Raw genomic sequence first — 17,432 nt, forward strand, 5'->3', positions numbered from 1 at the left:
GTTGACGCACCACCGCGTCAACACCTCCGGGAGGAGACGGTCGTGGAGGTCTTGGGTTGCTCGGTCTGCGCGCTGGCGGGCTCCGGCGGCGCGGCGATCGCGGGGTACCTGGCCGGCCGGTGCGGCGCCGCGCGGCGGGGCAGGCGAGCCGCGGACGGCCGCAGTCGCGGGCGCACCATGCGCAGCTGGCCGGGTGGGCTGGCGCATGGCGGGCACGGCCACGGGCGCACGAGGGCGCCGGACGACGGCGGTGATCCGGCGGGGGAGGAGCGGTGAGCCGCTCAGGCGAAGTCGCCGGCCGAGTGCCGCACCTTCGCGAGGAGCTCGGTGAGCGTCTGCTCCTCCTCGGGGGTGAGGCCGGTGAGGCCGAACTCGATCTCGGTCACCGCCTCGGTCGCGGCCTTGAGGCGCATGCTGCCCGCCTCGGTGATCTCCACGAGCGTGGCGCGGCGGTCGGTCGGGTGCGGGATCCGCCGCACGAGCCCGTCGGCCTGCAGTCGGTCCACGATGTTGGTCACGCTCGTCGGGTGCAGCTGGAGCCGCTCACCCATCACGCGCATGGGCAGCTTGTTGGTGCGGGCGAACGTGAGCAGCACCAGCGCTTCGTAGCGGGCGAACGTCAGCCCGTGCGGGCGCAGGGCGTTGTCGACCGCGCTGAGCAGGATCTGCTGCACACGCATCACGCTGGTCACCGCGGCCATTGCCCGGGAAGGGCCGATCCGTTCTTCCCACAGGGATGCGGCTCGCATGATCGGGTCGAACGGCAGGGGCCTGCGCGATGCCATGACCAGCGACATTAGCAGTGTCGATGTTCGGGCCCGGATCATCGGGCAGGCTGGGCGCATGCTCTTCGCATTCAGCATCGCGCCCGCCGACGGGGGATCGGCCAGCGTCGGCGACATCGTGGCGGAGGCCGTGCGCGTCGTCCGCGAGTCGGGACTGCCGAACGAGACCACCTCGATGTTCACCACGATCGAGGCGGAGACCTGGGACGAGGGGATGGAGGTGATCAAGCGCGCCGTCGAGGCCGTGCTGGCCAGGTCGTCGCGGGTCAGCCTGGTGCTCAAGGCCGATATCCGCCCGGGTTACAGCGGGCAGCTCACGGCCAAGGTGCAACGGGTCGAGGAGGCGCTGCGCGAGCCGCGGGAGTGATCGCCGGGCACGGTGGAGCCTGCCGGGCCGGACAGGGAGGGATGGTGGCCGGCCCGGCAGCTGCCGCGGCGAGCCCGGGCTCCGGGACGGGCTCGCCGCGGGGTCCGGTCAGGATCGCGCGATGTTCAGGGTGAAGAAGAACACGCCGACCAGGATGGCCACCGCACCGAGGGTGATGGCGATCTTCGCCAGCTGAGCCGTCGCCGGACGGTTCACCGCCGAGATCCCGGTGCCGACGGCGGCCAGCCCGAGCACCCAGCCGACGATCGAGATCGGGCTGCCGAGCAGGGCGAGCACGCCGAGGGCCACGGCCACCTTGCCCACGGCCGGGCTCTCCTGGCGCGCGGTCTTCTTGCGGGCCTCGCTGACGAGGCGGTCGGCGACGCTGTTGTCACTCATCGTGGTCGTCCTCCGGGAGGTGGCGCTGTCCAGCGCGGTCCAGCGCTGCGCGGCCAAGTGGCGGTCATGTACGCAGAGCGACGCGGAAGTCACTCTCGCCAGAGCAACGACCCGGCGGCACCTCGCGGTGCTCGGCTATCCCAGTGATCCACGAACCAGGTCGGCGCGCCGTGCCCAGCACCGTGCGTGACCGATCGGGTGGTGTCGCTGGACGGTTCGGGTGATCACTTCTGTCGGCGTTCCCGGGAGCACGACGTAGGCTCGGGGCGTGGACAACGGCGACCTGCAGGAACACCGGGCACGGCGCGTGTGGAAGGCGCTGGAACCGATCCACTCGGTGACCTACTTCGAGCCGGAGCCGCTGGAGCGGTGCGCGGCACTGGGCACCAAGGGCTTCTGGATGGCCTACTTCGCCCAGCGGTCGGCCCCGCTCGGCGCGGTGGGCCCGGAGATCGTCACCGCGCTCTTCTACGGGTTCGCCCCGGCCAGGGTGGCCCGGGCGGTGCCGGACGTGTGGGCGGTCGCCCCACCGGAGCAGTTCCTCGCCACCCGCCTGCAGGCGGTGGACGCCGCGCTGCGCCGGCTGCTCGGGCCCGACCTGATCGCCTCGAAGGAGCTGGCCGAGGCCGCGGAGATCGTGACCGCCGCCGCCGAGGCGGCACCCACCGCCGGGCGGGCGCTGGCGGCCGCCAACGCCGCCCTGCCGGTGCCGGACGAGCCGCACCTGGCGCTGTGGCACGGCCAGACGGTGCTGCGTGAGCACCGCGGCGACGGGCACGTGGCCGCCCTGCTCGCTGCGGGGATCGATCCGGTGGAGTCGCTGGTGCTGTTCGCCGCGGCCGCGGAGCACGAGGCGCTGCGGGACCCGCAGAACTGGCGCACCTGGCGGGGCTGGAGCGACGAGGAGTGGCAGGCCGGCGTGGCGCGGCTCGTCGAGCGCGGCCTGCTCGAGCCGGGCGGGCTGCGGCTCACCCCGGCCGGGGTCCGGCTGCGCGCCGAGGTCGAGGCCACCACCGACGCGCTGGCCGACGCTCCGTGGACCGCGGTCGGCGCGGACGCGGTGGAGCGGGTGATCGCGCTGGTCGCGCCGGTGCGGACCGCGGTGCTCGCGGGCAACTTCCCCGAGGTCGACCCCATCGGCCTCCGTAACAGCGCGCCGCGCGGCTGAGCCGTGGCCGACCCGGCACAGCGCCGCGCCATCCGTCGGCGCGGCGTGCCAGGATGAACCCCGTGACCCGACCTGATCCTCGAGCACGTGCACAGGCTGCCGCGCAGTCGGCTGCGCTGACCTCGGCCATGGCCGGTGCGGTCGACCTGTCCGCGTTGAAAGCCCGGTCCGAGGCCGCGGCACGGGCCGCGAAGCAGGGGCCGTCCGGCAACGGTGCCGCCGAGGGCGGCGGCCAGTTCGTCATCGACGTCACCGAGCAGACGTTCCAGACGGAGGTCGTCGAACGCTCGCTGCAGGTGCCCGTGGTCGTGGACCTGTGGGCCGAGTGGTGCGGGCCGTGCAAGCAGCTCTCCCCGGTGCTGGAGCGGCTCGCGAACGCGGCCAACGGCGCGTGGATCCTCGCCAAGATCGACGTCGACAAGAACCCGGCGATCGCGCAGGCGTTCGGGGCGCAGTCGATCCCGATGGTGGTCGCTGTCGCGGGCGGCCGCCCGCTCGACGCGTTCACCGGCGCGCTGCCCGAGCCGCAGGTCCGGCAGTGGATCAGCGCCCTGCTCGACGCGCTGCGCGACCGCATGCCGGCCATCGCGGAGGCCGAGCGCGGGGCGGGTGCGGCGCAGGAGGAGAAGGAGGACCCGCGGTTCACCGCGGCCGAGGAGGCCATCGAGCGCGGTGACTACGACGCCGCCGAGGAGGCCTACCAGAAGATCCTCGACGTCGAACCGGCGAACGAGGACGCTGCGGCCGCACTGCGCCAGGTGCGGTTCCTCAAGCGCGCCGAGAACGCCGACCCGGCCACGATCGCCAAAGCCGACGCGGCACCGGACGACATCGACGCCCAGCTCGCCGCGGCCGACACCGAGATCGCGACCGAGCGGGTCGAGGCCGCGTTCGACCGGCTCGTCGCGGTCGTGCAGCGCACCAGCGGCGACGACCGGGAGCGCGCCCGGCAGCACCTCGTCGGGTTGTTCGAGCTGTTCCCCGCCGACGATCAGCGCGTCATCAAGGCCCGGCGCAACCTCGCCCGCGCCCTGTTCTGACCGCTTCGATCGCGAGCCCGGTCAGCTGCCGAAGCAGGCCGCCGGACCGCCGAGCACCCCGAGCCGGAAGACCGCGACGCGGTCGAACCCGTGGGCGGCGGGATCGGCGTTGCCCGCCGCGTCCCGCCCCGCCCAGGTGTCGGCGACGAGGGTCTGCACGGCCTCGTCGAGGTCGCCGGGGGACAGCGAGAACGAGGTGGTGGAGTCCACCAGCCGCGCGGTGTAGGCGCCGGACAGGCACAGTGCGGCTCGCCCGGCTTCGATCCCGGTCGGGGATCCGCCGTGCGCGGTCCACAGCGCGAGCGCGTAGCGGCTCGCGATCACCAGCCCGGCCGAGTAGTCGCCGATCGAGCGGTGCAGCGGAGCCAGCGAGTTCGCGTCGATGGCGATGCTCCCGTCGGCCGGGCAGAAGCTCGCCGGGCCCTGCGCGCGGACCGCGTCGGTGGGACAGGCCGCGGTCGGGCGCGCTTCCAGCTGCGGCGGCTGCCAGCCCGGCGCGTACGTCGGAGCGAGCGAGCCGAACCACTCCCGGGCGTCGGCGTCCAGCGCGACCACCAGCTGGGCGAGCGGCAGGTCGCCGCGCCGCGCCGCGTCGTCGGCCGAGCTGAACTGCCGTTGGGTGAACGTGCGGTTGTCCAGCGTCATGCCCGCGCACGTGGTGGCCGTGCCGAGGTAGCCATCCTGGAACGCCGACACCCGGTCGAACGCGTTGCCGTGGGCGCGACGGTCACCGGGGGACACCCCGAGCGGGTCCCGGAACCCGATCATGGCCAGGACCGCGGCGTCCCGCTCCTGCGGCCCGATCCGCAGCCCTGCGACGGGCCGCGCGGCGAACGAGGCGAGCGCGACGCCCGCGTAGCAGTCGGCCTGGGCCTCCAGCAGGATCGTCGGGTACCGCTGCGGGTCGGCCCGCGCCGCGGTGGAGAGGCCGAGGCGGTTCTGGATCGAGTGCCCGATCTCGTGCGCGAGGACGACGACCACACCGGGTGCGCCGTAGTCGCGGTCGAGCTGCGGGATCAGCCCGTCGGCGTCCCACACGACGGCGTCGGCGGACGGGCAGTAGAACGCCTGGTTGTCGACCTCGTCCAACGAGTCGACGCACGGCGGCAGCTGCTCGGCGGGGTCGTCGGGGTGCGCCGGACGCACGATCGTGAGGTCCTGCCACGGCCGGCCGAACGCCCGCGGGAACTCGCTGCGCCAGTACGCCTGCAGCTGCTCGGCGATCTGCATGCTGATCTCGTCGAGATCGCCGGAGGACAACGGGACGGGCGTCGGCACGGTGACGCCGGGGTCCTCTGCGGGCACCGCGCGCCCGACGAGCGTCTGCGCGCAACCGGCCGAGGCGAGCAGCGCGCACACCAGCACCACGACGAGCCCCCAGGTGTGCGCGGGGCGCGACAGCCGGTCCATGTGCCCATCATGGCGGGTGCCGGGCGGGACCGGTGCCACGGCGCCGAGGCGCGGGGGATACCGTCGGGGACCGTGCCGGACACCGTCAGCCACCACGACCACCGGCCCGCCGCCCGGCCGCCGGTGGTGGGCAGAGCGGTGGCCGTCGTGCTGGTGCTGGTGTCGATCGTCACGTCGGTCGTGCTGACGGCCCGCCACCCCGACGCGCTGGTGACGATGCTGCCGCTGCCCGACATGCGGGACCTGCACGTCGACTTCGACACCTTCTGGCACTCGGCGGTCGCGCTCGCGCAGGGCGGGGACATCTACGCGACGGACGCCAAGCTGCGCAACCTGAATCCGCCGCTGCTGTCGGTGCTGCTGCTGCCGTTCGCGGCGGTCGACGCGCTCACCGGCTACCGCATCTGGATGGTCCTCACGCTGCTGATGATCGTCGGGTCGATCTGGGCGGTGGCCCGCGAGCTGCGGCTGCGCCCCGGGGTCACCGCGCTCGTCATGCTCGGCGTCGTCGCCTCGTCACCGGTGCACGGCACGCTCGTGCTCGGCCAGATCTACCCGCTGCTGCTCGTCGGGCTGGTCGCCGGCTGGATCGCGCAGCGGCACGGCCGGCTGCAGCTGGGCTACGCGCTGTTCGGCGCCACGGTGGCGCTGAAGCCGTCGCTCGCACCGATCCTGCTGCTGCCGGCCGTGCTGCGCCGCTGGCCGCAGTTGCGGGCCGGGATCTACGGCGCCGCCGGCGCGACCCTGCTGGGCGTGGCGGTCGCCGGGCCGGGCAGCGCGATCGGCTGGCTGCGGATCGCGTTCACCGAGGGCGTGCCCAACACCGTCGACAACGCCTCGATCCCCGGCTTCGCCGTGCGGCTGGCCGCCGCCGCGGGGATCTCGCCCGCGATCCCGCAGGTCGCCGGGCTGGTGCTCGGCGCCACCGTCCTGATCGGCACGCTCGCCTGGCTCGGCCACCGCCGCGCCGACGTCGACCCGACCGGGACGGCGGTGTGGGCGGTGATCGCCGCGAGCCTGCTCTGCTCGCCGATCGCCTGGCACAACTACCTGATGCTGCTCTGGCCCGGCATGCTGATCCTGCTGGCCAGGGGGCGGACCGCGACGGTCGCGGTGGCCTTCGCGGTCGCCCTGATCCCGGTCTCGTGGAACGCCGAGTGGCCGCCCGACGGGTTCGGTCAGGCGGTCGCCCGGTCCCTCTACTGCGCCATCCTGCTCGGTTACTGGGTGGTGCTGTCGCGCTCGGCGACCTCCGCCGCCTCCGCGGAGCCCGCCTCCCGCGCACCCGTCGCGTCCGGCGCGGGGGGTTCCTGAGCCTGCGCGGCCCGCCGCCGGACCGTGCCGTCGTACGGCTCGGGGACCAGCCACAGCACGCCCGACGGCGGCAGCTGCAGCACGGCCGACGCCGGCCGGCCGTGCCACACCTTCCGCTCCGCGTCGACTGCGCCGAGGTTGCCGACCCCGGACCCGCCGTAGCACTCGGCGTCGGTGTTGAGGACCTCGCGCCAGCGCCCGCCGAACGGCAGTCCGATCCGGTAGTCGTACTTGGGGGTGCCGGAGAAGTTCGCGATGCACGCGAGCACCGACGGCCGCCCGTCGGCGTCGGTGCCGTGGCGCAGGAACGACAGCACGTTGCCGGCGCTGTCGTTGGCGTCGATCCAGGAGAAGCCCTCCGGCGAGCCGTCGGTCGTCCACAGCGCCGGATGGGCGCGATAGGCCCGGTTCAGGTCGCCGACCAGCTGCTTGATGCCCGCGTGCAGCGGCTCCTCCAGCAGGTGCCAGTCGAGCGAGCGCTGTTCGGACCACTCGCGCTCCTGCCCGAACTCCGAGCCCATGAACAGCAGCTGCTTGCCGGGGTGCGCCCACATGTAGGCCAGCAGTGCACGGATGCCGGCCGCCTTGTTCCACGCGTCGCCGGGCATCCGCTCCCACAGCGAGCCCTTGCCGTGCACCACCTCGTCGTGGCTGATCGGCAGGACGAAGTTCTCGCTGAACGCGTACATCAGCGAGAACGTCATCTGGTTGTGGTGGTAGCCCCGGTAGATCGGGTCACGCCCGGTGTAGTCGAGCGTGTCGTGCATCCACCCCATGTTCCACTTGAAGCCGAACCCGAGCCCGCCCAGGTGCGTGGGGCGGGTGACACCTGGCCACGCCGTCGACTCCTCGGCGATCGTGACGACACCGGGGTGGGTCTTGTACACGGTCGCGTTCATCTCCTGCAGGAACGCGACGGCGTCGAGGTTCTCCCGGCCACCGTGGATGTTCGGCAGCCACTGGCCGTCGGGGCGGGAGTAGTCGAGGTAGAGCATCGAGGCCACCGCGTCGACGCGCAGCCCGTCGACGTGGAAGCTCTCCAGCCAGTACAGCGCGTTCGCGACGAGGAAGTTGCGCACCTCGCGGCGGCCGAAGTCGAACACCAGCGTGCCCCAGTCGGGCTGCTCGCCGCGCCGTGGATCGGCGTGCTCGTACAGCGCGGTGCCGTCGAACCGGGCCAGCGCCCAGTCGTCGCGCGGGAAGTGCGCAGGCACCCAGTCGACGATGACGCCGTAGCCGTGCTGGTGCAGGTGGTCGACGAAGTAGCGGAAGTCGTCCGGGGTGCCGAACCGCGCGGTCGGCGCGTAGTACGAGGTGACCTGGTAGCCCCACGAGCCGCCGAACGGGTGCTCGGCGACCGGAAGCAGTTCGACGTGGGTGAACGCCGTCTCGTCCAGGTACTCGACGAGCTGGTGGGCGATCTCGCGGTAGGACAGCCCTTGCCGCCACGACCCCAGGTGGACCTCGTAGATGCTCATCGGGGAGGCGTGGGGCTGGCGCTTCGCGCGGGTCTCCATCCACTCGTGGTCGCCCCACTCGTGGCGCACCTCGTCGACGATCGACGCGGTGGCCGGCGGGACCTCGGTGCGGAACGCGAGCGGATCGGCCTTGTCGCGCCACTGCCCGTCCCGGCCGAGCACGCGGAACTTGTAGCGGGTGCCGGCGGTGATGCCGGGGATGAACAGCTCCCAGACGCCGCTCGAGCCGAGCACGCGCATGGGGTGGGCCCAGCCGCTCCAGCCGTCGAAGTCGCCGGTGACGCGCACGCCCCGGGCGTTCGGCGCCCACACGGCGAAGCTCGTGCCGGTGACGGGCCCGGACGGGGTCTGGTAGGTGCGCACGTGCGCGCCCAGGACGTCCCACAGGCGCTCGTGGCGGCCCTCACCGATCAGGTGCAGGTCCATCTCGCCGAGCGTCGGCAGCCAGCGGTACGGGTCGTCCACGACGTCGACGCGCTCGCCGTAGCGCACCGCCAGCCGGTAGTCCGCCGGCGGACCGGGCACGACACCGGAGAACAGGCCGGAGTCGTGGATGCGGACGAGCGGGTGTTCGGTGCCGTCCTCGCGGATGACGTGCACCTCGTCGGCGTGGGGCCGCAGGACGCGCACGACGGTGCCCTCGTCGAGCGGGTGCGCACCGAGCACTGAGTGCGGGTCGTGGTGGGTGCCCCCGAGCAGCCGGTCGATGTCGACGGCGTCGGGTGGGCAGGGGTCGATCGTCGGGGTCCGGGTTTCCTCGCGGTCCACTTGCCAACCCTATTGCGTTCTGCTCCGCGGTGCTTTGCCTGGCCGCGATCGGTGCGCAACTGCGCCCGTTCGGGGGCACCGGGCGCACGCGGCGTCGCGGGGCCCGCCTTCCGGGCAGGGGGATCGCGGCGAGAGATCGGTCGACCGGCGACGGGGATCCCCCGTCGCGGAGCTGCCGTCATGACCGCGTGACGGCCACCAGCCGGGCGATCGAGTCCAGCGGGATCGACACCCACGACGGCCGGTTGCGGGTCTCGTACACGACCTCGTAGACGGCCTTGTTCAGCTCGAACGCGCGCAGCAGCGCCCCGTCCTCCCGCGGATCGCGGCCGGCCCGCAGCGCGTAACCGTCGCAGAACGCGGCCCGGTTGCGCTGGGCCCATTCGCCCGCGTGCCAGAGTCGCTGCTGGTCGGGCTCGGGATCGCCGGCGAACGAGTGGAAGGCGGCGTAGTCGAACGAGCGCAGCATCCCAGCGACGTCGCGCAGGGCCGAGTCCGGGCGGACCCGCTCGGCCAGCGGCGCCGCGGGTTCGCCCTCGAAGTCGAGCACCAGCCAGCCCTGCGGGGTGCGCAGGGTCTGGCCGAGGTGCAGGTCGCCGTGGACCCGCTGGGTGGCCACCGAACCCGCGACCTCGGCGTAGACGGCGCGGATCGCCTCGGTGTACGGGGCGAGATCCGGGATCTCCGCGACGGCGGTGTCGAGCCGGGCCGTCCAGTTCGCCACCAGCTCGGCCGCGTCGCGGCTGCCCTCGCCGAGCGCGGTGCGCAGCTGGGCGTGCACGATCGCGATCGTCTCGCCCAACCGCGCCGCCTCGCCCGCGAAGTCGCCGCCCACCTCGTCGGCGTGCAGGTCCGCCTCGGCGAACAGGTCACGCACGCTGGCCAGCGCCATCGCCCAGCCGTCGGCGGAGTTGGCGGCGTAGTCCTGCAGCATCCCGAGGGTGACCGGTTCGTCGTGCAGCGTGCCTTCCACCGCACCCTGCAGCGCGGCGACCTGAGTGCTGCCGACGGACCGCAGCGCGCGGTGCAGCTCCAGGTCCGGGTTCACCCCGGGCTGGACCAGCCGGAACGTCTTGAGGATCGAGCAGTCGCCCCACACCACCGAGGTGTTCGACTGCTCGACGCCCAGCACCCGCCCGGGGCCGGGCTCGGGGATCTCCGCGCCCGGCTCCGGGATGAACCGCAGGTCACCGACCTCCGTCCCGGTGCGCACCGCGCCGAGCAGCCACGCGGTGACCCGGGGATCCCACAGCCCGTCGTAGGCGATCCGGTCGCCGACCGGCCCGATCGTGACGTGGTCGAACTCGCCGGCCGGCGCCGTGTCCCGCGCGACGTGCAGCTGGTAGTGCTGGGCCGGCCCGCCGTCGGCGAACGCGACGGCGACGAGCACGTGGTCGACCCGCGGCCCGTCCGCGACGGGCAGCGGCACGGCCGCCACGACCGACACCGACGCGATCGCACGGCCCTTCGCCGCGAACCATCGCTGCGTCGGCAGCCAGTGGGGGAGGAGCCGGGCGAGCGCTTCGTCGAGTGTCGGGTCCGAGGTCACGCAGAGCCCTCCGCAGGTTTGATCGAGAACCAGTAGAAGCCGTGGCCCGGAAGGGTGAGCAGGTAGGGGAGCTCGCCGATGCGCGGGAACGGCACGCCGCCGGTCAGCTCGTGCGGCTGGCACCCCTTGTACGCCGACAGGTCCAGCTCGACCGGCTGCGGGAACCGGGACAGGTTGTTCACGCACAGGACGACGTCGTCCTGGTAGGCGCGGACGTAGGCGAGGATCGACGGGTTCGAGCCGCCCAGCTCGGTGTAGGTGCCCAGACCGAACGCGTTGTGGCGCTTGCGGACCTCGATCATGTGCCGGGTCCAGTGCAGCAGCGACGTCGTGGAGTTCAGCTGCGCCTCGACGTTCACCGACTGGTAGCCGTAGACCGGGTCCATGATCGGCGGCAGGTAGAGCCGGCCCGGGTCGCTCTTGGAGAACCCCGCGTTGCGGTCGGGGCTCCACTGCATCGGGCTGCGCACCGCGTCGCGGTCACCGAGCCAGATGTTGTCGCCCATGCCGATCTCGTCACCGTAGTAGAGGACGGGCGAGCCGGGCAGCGACAGCAGCAGCGCGTGGAACAGCTCCAGCTGGTTGCGGTCGTTCTCCAGCAGCGGGGCCAGGCGCCTGCGGATGCCGATGTTGGCCTTCATCCGCGGGTCCTTCGCGTACTCCGCGTACATGTAGTCCCGCTCTTCGTCGGTGACCATCTCGAGCGTCAGCTCGTCGTGGTTGCGCAGGAAGATGCCCCACTGCGCGCCCGACGGGATCGGCGGCGTCTGCGCCATGATCTCCGAGATCGGGAACCGGTTCTCCCGCCGGACCGCCATGAAGATCCGCGGCATCAGCGGGAAGTGGAAGGCCATGTGGCACTCGTCCCCGCCGACCGCGGGATCGCCGAAGTACTCGACGACGTCCGACGGCCACTGGTTGGCCTCCGCCAGCAGCACGCGCCCCGAGTACTCGTCGTCGATGATCTTGCGGGCGCGCTTGAGGAACTGGTGGGTCTCCGGCAGGTTCTCGCAGTTCGTGCCGTCCCGGGCGAACAGGTACGGCACGGCGTCCAGGCGGAACCCGTCGATGCCCAGGTCCAGCCAGAACCGCAGCACGTCCAGCATCGCTTCCTGGACGGCGGGGTTGTCGTAGTTCAGGTCCGGCTGGTGGGAGAAGAACCGGTGCCAGTAGAACTGCCCGCGCACCGGGTCGTAGGTCCAGTTCGAGACCTCGGTGTCGACGAAGATGATCCGCGCGTCCGGGTAGCGGGTGTCGTCGTCCTCCCACATGTAGAAGTCGCCGTAGGGCCCGTCCGGATTGCGGCGGGACTCCTCGAACCACGGGTGGGTGTCCGACGTGTGGTTCATGACGAGGTCGGTGATCACGCGGATCCCGCGCTTGTGCGCCTCGTCGACGAGGTTCACGAAGTCCTCGACGGTGCCGAACTCGGGCAGCACCTTGCGGAAGTCACGGATGTCGTAGCCGCCGTCGCGCAGTGGCGAGTCGTAGAACGGCGGCAGCCAGATGCAGTCGATGCCCAGCCACTTGATGTAGTCGAGCTTCTCGGTCAGCCCGCGCAGATCGCCGGTGCCGTCCCGGTTGGAGTCGTAGAACGCCCGGACCAGGACCTCGTAGAAGACGGCCGTCTTGTACCACTCGGGTTCGACGTCCAGGGATCGGGCGTGGGCGAAGTCGTCGGCCGACCTCTCGGCGAGCTCGGTCGCGGTGGCGGGGGTGGCTGACGCGTTGTCGATCGACATGGAGGTATCGCGATTCCTACCGGATGGGTGGTGATGACGACGGCACCCTTCCCGTCCTACCGCGTCGCGAGCTGTCGCGCAGGACGAGGGGTGTTCGGCCGAGGGTAGCGACTCCGGTCGGAGCAGCGCGCACCTGCGGGGGTGTGCGCGCCGCGGACTCACCCCGGAGCTGACCGCCGCCCGGTGGTGCGGCGGTCGAAGCCCGCCGGACCTGCCGGCGAGTTGCGGTCCCCGGCGGCGAGGCGTGGATCTCCTGACGGCGAGCCGCAGGTTTCCTGACGCGAGTTGCCCCGACCGGACCCGCGAGTTCCCCCGACGAGGCGGGCGAGTTCCCCCGACGAGGCGGGCGAGTTCGCCGGACCAGACCCGCGTGGTGTTGTCCCGGCGGGGATGGCGCAGCCACCCGATCGGGACGTCGAGCCGCCCCGGTCCGGCCAACTCGCCGTCATCTGCGGGGCAACTCGCCGTGCCGGGCGGGCCAACTCGCCGTCATCTGCGGGGCAACTCGCCCGCCACGTCGGGGGAACTCGCGGGTCCGGTCGGGGCAGCTCGGCGTCCTGGGGCAGACAACTCGCCGTCGGAGAACCGTGACTCGCCGGGCGGAAGCCTCAGCGCTCGACGCGCAGGATGTGCGCGACGTGGCGCCAGGGCTCCAGGCGGACGTAGTTGAACTGACCCCACTCGTACGTCTCGCCGCTGACCTCGTCGTGGACGGTGAACCGGTCGTTCCAGTCCAGCCCGAGCGCGGGCAGGTCGAGCGAGGTCGTGCCCTCGACCGTGTTGTGCGAGTCGAGCGAGCACACCACGAGGACCAGGTCGTCGCTCGCCGGGTCCTTGCGGGAGTAGGCGATGATCTGCTCGTTGTCGACGTGGTGGAAGTGGATCTCGCGCAGCTGCTGCAGCGCGGGGTGGCGGCGGCGGATCTCGTTGAGCTGGGTGATGTAGGGCTCCAGCGAGTTGCCCGCGGCCGCGGCCCCGGCGAAGTCGCGCGGGCGCAGCTCGTACTTCTCCGAGTTGAGGTACTCCTCGCTGCCCGGCTTGAGCGGTGTGGACTCGTAGAGCTCGAACCCGGAGTACATGCCCCACGTCGGCGACATCGTGGCCGCCAGCGTGGCCCGGATCGCGAACATCGCCGGCCCACCGGTCTGCAGCGACTCGTGGAGGATGTCCGGGGTGTTCACGAACAGGTTCGGGCGGCACTCGTCGGCGCGCTCGGCGTGCATGAGCGCGAACTCCTCGAGCTCGTGCTTCGTGGTCCGCCACGTGAAGTACGTGTAGGACTGGGTGAAGCCGAGCCGGGCCAGCCCGAACAGCCGCGCCGGGCGGGTGAACGCCTCAGCGAGGAACAGCACGTCGGGGTAGCGGGCCTTGACCTGCCAGATCAGCCAGTGCCAGAAGTTCGGCGGCTTGGTGTGCGGGTTGTCGACGCGGAAGATCCGCACCCCGTGCTCGACCCAGTGCAGGATCACCCGCAGCGCCTCGGCGTAGATCCCGGCCGGATCGTTGTCGAAGTTGATCGGGTAGATGTCCTGGTACTTCTTCGGCGGGTTCTCCGCGTACGCGATCGTGCCGTCGGGCCGGATCGTGAACCACTCCGGGTGCTCCTTGACCCACGGGTGGTCCGGCGCGCACTGCAGCGCGAAGTCCAGCGCGACCTCCAGCCCGAGGTCCTTCGCCCGGGCGACGAACGCGTCGAAGTCCTCGATCGTGCCGAGCTCGGGCTCGATGGCGTCGTGGCCGCCGTCGGCCGACCCGATCGCCCACGGCGAGCCGACGTCGCCCGGCCCGGCGTGGACGCTGTTGTTGCGGCCCTTGCGGTGCACTCGTCCGATCGGGTGGATCGGCGGCAGGTACACGACGTCGAACTTCATCTCCGCGATCCGGTCGAGCTCCTTCGCCGCGGTGACGAAGGTGCCGTGGATCGGACGGCCCTGCTCGTCGCGGCCGCCGGTGGACCGCGGGAAGAACTCGTACCAGGAGCCGAACAGCGCCCGCTTGCGGTCGACGTAGACCTGTTGCGGCCGGCCGCGGGTGATCAGCTCCCGCACGGGCCGCTCGGTCATGATCGCGTCGACGGCGGGGAACAGCGCCGGGGCGACGCGGCTGTGCAGCGGCAGTGCGGGGTCGCGCAGCGCGTTGGCGGCGCCGATCAGCAGGTCGCGGTGCTCGCGCTCGGCGGGCCGGCGGCCGACCCGGTGCAGCAGCCGCGCGCCGATCTCCAGGTCGTTGGCCAGCTCCTCGGCCGACTGCCCGGCCTTGAGCTTGGCGTTGATCGCGTGCTTCCACGTCGACCACGGATCGCTCCACGCGTCGACGCGCAGGCTCCACAGTCCGGGCTCGTCGGCGACGACGACCGCCTCGAAGCGGTCGGTGCCCGGACCTGCCGACGTCATCCGCACGTGCTGGGCGGGGCGGTTGGACCCGACGCGCTTCCACACCACGTTGGCGGCGACGGCGTCGTGGCCCTCCCGCCACACCGTCGCGGACACGGGGATCACCTCGCCGACGACGGCTTTGCTCGGATACCGGCCATCGCCGACCGCGGGGCGGACATCGTCGATACCCAGGCGTCCGGTCACCGGGTTACCCCCTGCTGGCAGTGCGTGCTGTGGTCAACAACGTACCCATCGGCCCCCCACCCGAAAGAGATGCCCACCAGGCTTGCAGCCAGGGGTGACGGGGAGTGTGCGGACGGATGACACCACGGTATCCCGATCGGTCAAGACGCGCTGGTCCGAGGGGGGTCCAACGCGGATCGCGGATCTCCTGCCGGCCACTGCGGACCCACGGGCGCGGACGCCGCTCTGGACCGATACCCGAACCGATTCACTACAGTCGCTCCGTGCGCGCCCTCCGACGTTTCACCGTTCGTGCCCAGCTCCCCGACGCGCTGGCACCCCTGCAGCTCCTCGCCACGAACCTGCGCTGGAGCTGGCACAAGCCCACCCAGGACCTGTTCGCCGGGCTCGACCCGCAGGCCTGGGACCGGGCCGGTCATGACCCGGTTCGCCTCCTGGGCGAGCTGTCCACCGCGCGGATCGCCGAGCTGGCCGCCGACGAAGCCACCGTCGCCAGGGTCCGCGAGCTGGCCGACGACCTGGCCACCTACCTCGCCGAACCGCGCTGGTACCAGCAGCGGCGCGCCGAGGATCCGTCGCTGCCGGCGGCGGTCGCCTACTTCTCCATGGAGTTCGGCGTCAGCGAGGTGCTGCCGAACTACTCCGGCGGCCTCGGCGTCCTCGCCGGTGACCACCTCAAGGCCGCGTCCGATCTGGGTATGCCGCTGATCGGGGTCGGCCTGCTGTACCGCTCGGGCTACTTCCGCCAGACCCTGTCCCTGGACGGCTGGCAGCTCGAGCACTACCCGATCCTCGATCCGCAGGGGCTACCGCTGCAGCTGCTCACCGACGGTGCGGGCAAGACGGTGCTCGTCGAGGTCGCGATGCCGGGTGGCGCGCTGCTGAAGGCGCGGGTGTGGCAGGCGGCCGTCGGCCGGGTGCCGCTGCTGCTGCTCGACTCGGACATCGAGGAGAACGAGCCGGACCTGCGCGGCATCACCGACCGGCTCTACGGCGGCGACCAGGACCACCGGATCCGCCAGGAGATCCTCGTCGGCATCGGCGGGGTGCGCGCCGTGCGCGCGTACTGCGCGATCACCGGGCACCCTGCGCCCGAGGTGTTCCACACGAACGAGGGACACGCCGGGTTCCTCGGGCTGGAGCGGATCCGCGAGCTGCAGGACGGCCCCGGGCTGTCGTTCGACGACGCGCTCGCCACCGTTCGCGCCGGCACCGTCTTCACCACGCACACCCCGGTGCCCGCCGGCATCGACCGGTTCCCGGTGGACATGGTCCGCCACTACTTCTCCGCCGACCTGCTGCCCGGTGTGCCGACGGACCGCGTGCTCGCGCTGGGCAGCGAGGACAACCCGGCGATGTTCAACATGGCCCACATGGGCCTGCGGCTCGCCCAGCGCGCCAACGGCGTCTCGAAGCTGCACGGTGCGGTCTCCCGCGACATGTTCGGCAAGCTGTGGGAGGGCTTCGACGCCGACGAGGTGCCGATCGGGTCGGTGACCAACGGCGTCCACGGCGCCACCTGGGAGGCCCGCGAGATCACCGAGCTGTGCGGCGAGCCCGGCTCGGACGCCTCCGGCGTCACCGACGAAGAGCTCTGGCAGCTGCGCAACACGCTGCGCGCCCGGTTGGTCGCCGAGGTGCGTCGCCGGGTCCGCGAGGCCTGGCTGGAGCGCGGCGCGTCCACCCCGGAGCTGGGCTGGACCGACCACGTCTTCGACGAGAACGTGCTCACCGTCGGGTTCGCCCGCCGCGTGCCCACCTACAAGCGGCTCACGCTGATGCTGCGCGACCGCGACCGGCTGCGCGAGCTGCTGCTCGATCCGCACCGGCCCGTCCAGCTCGTCGTCGCGGGCAAGAGCCACCCGGCCGACGACGGCGGCAAAGCGCTCATCCAGGAGATCGTGCGGTTCGCCGACGACCCGGCCGTGCGGCACCGGATCGTGTTCCTGCCCGACTACGACATGTCGATGGCCCGGTTCCTGTACTGGGGCTGCGACGTGTGGCTGAACAACCCGCTGCGGCCCCTGGAGGCGTGCGGCACGTCCGGCATGAAGGCAGCGCTCAACGGCGGGCTCAACCTGTCGATCCGCGACGGGTGGTGGGACGAGCTCTACGACGGGCGCAACGGCTGGGCCATCCCGACCGCGGACGGGGTGGACGACCCGCACCGCCGCGACGATCTGGAGGCGAACGCGCTCTACGAGCTGCTCGCCACGCAGGTGGCGCCCGCGTTCTACGAGCGGGAGAACGGCGTGCCGACCCGCTGGGTGGAGCTGGTGCGCCACACGCTGACCACGCTGCGGCCGAAGGTGCAGGCCACCCGCATGGTCATCGAGTACGCCGAGAAGCTCTACGCCCCGGCGGCGCGGGCCGCGGCCGCGGTGTCGGCCGACGGGTACGCCGGTGCCAAGGAGATCGCCGCCTACCGCAGCCGGCTCGACGCGGCGTGGCCGCAGGTGCAGATCGTCGGCGTGGACGCGTCCGGGCTGCCGGACACGCCCGTCGTCGGCGCCCCGATGACCGTGCGCGCCGGGGTCGTGCTGGGTGGGCTGGACCCGGCCGACGTCACCGTGCAGGCCGTGGTCGGGCACGTCGACGACGCCGACGAGTTGACCGCCACCGAGACGGTCGCCATGGCGCACGTCGGTGCCGCGGACGGCGTGGACCGGTTCGAGGCGGTCGTGCCGCTGCCGGCGGCCGGGCTCACCGGCTACACGGTGCGCGTGCTGCCGCACCACGAGCTGCTCGCCTCGCCCGCGGAGCTGGGCAAGGTCGTGCTGCCGACGATCACCGCGTAGGAGCACTCCGAACGCGAACGGCGCCCCCGCCCTCT

Annotated in this window: 13 protein-coding genes; 6 read left to right on the forward strand and 7 right to left on the reverse strand. The window is 72.3% G+C overall.

Annotated elements, in window-relative coordinates:
• The first annotated feature begins 42 nt into the window (after positions 1–42).
• A complete protein-coding gene (locus BUE41_RS05830; protein ID WP_073455804.1) occupies positions 43–276 on the forward strand; it encodes a hypothetical protein in 234 nt (77 codons plus the stop codon).
• A gap of 5 nt (positions 277–281) precedes the next feature.
• Here the strand turns inward: BUE41_RS05830 and BUE41_RS05835 are convergent, their stop codons facing one another.
• Positions 282–785, reverse strand: a complete 504-nt coding sequence (locus BUE41_RS05835; RefSeq protein WP_073455950.1) for a MarR family winged helix-turn-helix transcriptional regulator — start codon at positions 783–785, stop codon at positions 282–284.
• A gap of 58 nt (positions 786–843) precedes the next feature.
• On the opposite strand from BUE41_RS05835, the gene BUE41_RS05840 reads away from it, so the two are divergent.
• A complete protein-coding gene (locus BUE41_RS05840; protein WP_073455805.1) occupies positions 844–1,152 on the forward strand; it encodes a thiamine-binding protein in 309 nt (102 codons plus the stop codon).
• Between the two features lie 108 nt (positions 1,153–1,260).
• Here BUE41_RS05840 and BUE41_RS05845 read toward each other — a convergent pair whose 3' ends face one another.
• Positions 1,261–1,551, reverse strand: a complete 291-nt coding sequence (locus tag BUE41_RS05845; RefSeq protein WP_073455806.1) for a hypothetical protein — start codon at positions 1,549–1,551, stop codon at positions 1,261–1,263.
• A gap of 268 nt (positions 1,552–1,819) precedes the next feature.
• On the opposite strand from BUE41_RS05845, the gene BUE41_RS05850 reads away from it, so the two are divergent.
• Together BUE41_RS05850 and BUE41_RS05855 are read left to right on the forward strand one after the other, a co-directional pair.
• On the forward strand, positions 1,820–2,719 hold the full coding sequence (locus tag BUE41_RS05850; RefSeq protein WP_073455807.1) for an SCO6745 family protein: 900 nt from the start codon (positions 1,820–1,822) through the stop codon (positions 2,717–2,719).
• A gap of 53 nt (positions 2,720–2,772) precedes the next feature.
• Positions 2,773–3,759: a tetratricopeptide repeat protein gene (locus tag BUE41_RS05855; protein ID WP_234996998.1), complete on the forward strand. Its 987-nt coding sequence runs from the start codon at positions 2,773–2,775 to the stop codon at positions 3,757–3,759.
• Positions 3,760–3,780: 21 nt separating this feature from the next.
• Here the strand turns inward: BUE41_RS05855 and BUE41_RS05860 are convergent, their stop codons facing one another.
• Complete coding sequence (locus BUE41_RS05860; RefSeq protein WP_073455809.1) at positions 3,781–5,169, reverse strand: neutral zinc metallopeptidase; 1,389 nt, start codon at positions 5,167–5,169, stop codon at positions 3,781–3,783.
• 72 nt (positions 5,170–5,241) lie between these two features.
• On the opposite strand from BUE41_RS05860, the gene BUE41_RS05865 reads away from it, so the two are divergent.
• Entirely contained in the window at positions 5,242–6,483 is a 1,242-nt protein-coding gene (locus BUE41_RS05865; RefSeq protein ID WP_159444862.1) for a glycosyltransferase family 87 protein, read from the forward strand.
• Here the strand turns inward: BUE41_RS05865 and glgB are convergent.
• The 4 genes from glgB to BUE41_RS05885 form a co-directional block, all read right to left on the reverse strand.
• Positions 6,390–8,729: a 1,4-alpha-glucan branching protein GlgB gene (glgB, locus tag BUE41_RS05870; RefSeq protein ID WP_084754468.1), complete on the reverse strand. Its 2,340-nt coding sequence runs from the start codon at positions 8,727–8,729 to the stop codon at positions 6,390–6,392. The two genes, BUE41_RS05865 and glgB, sit on opposite strands and share 94 nt — an antisense overlap.
• A gap of 178 nt (positions 8,730–8,907) precedes the next feature.
• Positions 8,908–10,278: a maltokinase N-terminal cap-like domain-containing protein gene (locus BUE41_RS05875; RefSeq protein WP_073455811.1), complete on the reverse strand. Its 1,371-nt coding sequence runs from the start codon at positions 10,276–10,278 to the stop codon at positions 8,908–8,910.
• Positions 10,275–12,020 carry a maltose alpha-D-glucosyltransferase gene (gene treS, locus BUE41_RS05880; protein ID WP_073455812.1) on the reverse strand — a complete coding sequence of 582 codons (1,746 nt, stop codon included), beginning with the start codon at positions 12,018–12,020 and terminating at the stop codon, positions 10,275–10,277. The genes BUE41_RS05875 and treS overlap by 4 nt, the downstream gene beginning before the upstream one ends.
• A 608-nt stretch (positions 12,021–12,628) precedes the next feature.
• Complete coding sequence (locus BUE41_RS05885) at positions 12,629–14,599, reverse strand: alpha-1,4-glucan--maltose-1-phosphate maltosyltransferase (protein WP_073455813.1); 1,971 nt, start codon at positions 14,597–14,599, stop codon at positions 12,629–12,631.
• 263 nt (positions 14,600–14,862) lie between these two features.
• On the opposite strand from BUE41_RS05885, the gene glgP reads away from it, so the two are divergent.
• The gene (glgP, locus tag BUE41_RS05890) at positions 14,863–17,397 is read left to right on the forward strand and encodes an alpha-glucan family phosphorylase (RefSeq protein ID WP_073455814.1); all 2,535 of its coding nucleotides are present in this window, start codon (positions 14,863–14,865) and stop codon (positions 17,395–17,397) included.
• Positions 17,398–17,432 lie beyond the last annotated feature (35 nt).

Origin of the sequence: Pseudonocardia thermophila, assembly GCF_900142365.1 — a bacterium.
In the GTDB taxonomy this organism is placed as follows: domain Bacteria; phylum Actinomycetota; class Actinomycetes; order Mycobacteriales; family Pseudonocardiaceae; genus Pseudonocardia; species Pseudonocardia thermophila.

Bases quoted from the DNA above. Each gene is read 5' to 3' on its own strand.
- BUE41_RS05835 (WP_073455950.1), bottom strand. From the start codon at position 785: ATGGCATCGCGCAGGCCCCTGCCGTTCGACCCGATCATGCGAGCCGCA.
- BUE41_RS05840 (WP_073455805.1), top strand. From the start codon at position 844: ATGCTCTTCGCATTCAGCATCGCGCCCGCCGACGGGGGATCGGCCAGC.
- BUE41_RS05845 (WP_073455806.1), bottom strand. From the start codon at position 1,551: ATGAGTGACAACAGCGTCGCCGACCGCCTCGTCAGCGAGGCCCGCAAG.
- BUE41_RS05855 (WP_234996998.1), top strand. From the start codon at position 2,773: ATGAACCCCGTGACCCGACCTGATCCTCGAGCACGTGCACAGGCTGCC.
- BUE41_RS05860 (WP_073455809.1), bottom strand. From the start codon at position 5,169: ATGGACCGGCTGTCGCGCCCCGCGCACACCTGGGGGCTCGTCGTGGTG.
- treS (WP_073455812.1), bottom strand. From the start codon at position 12,020: ATGTCGATCGACAACGCGTCAGCCACCCCCGCCACCGCGACCGAGCTC.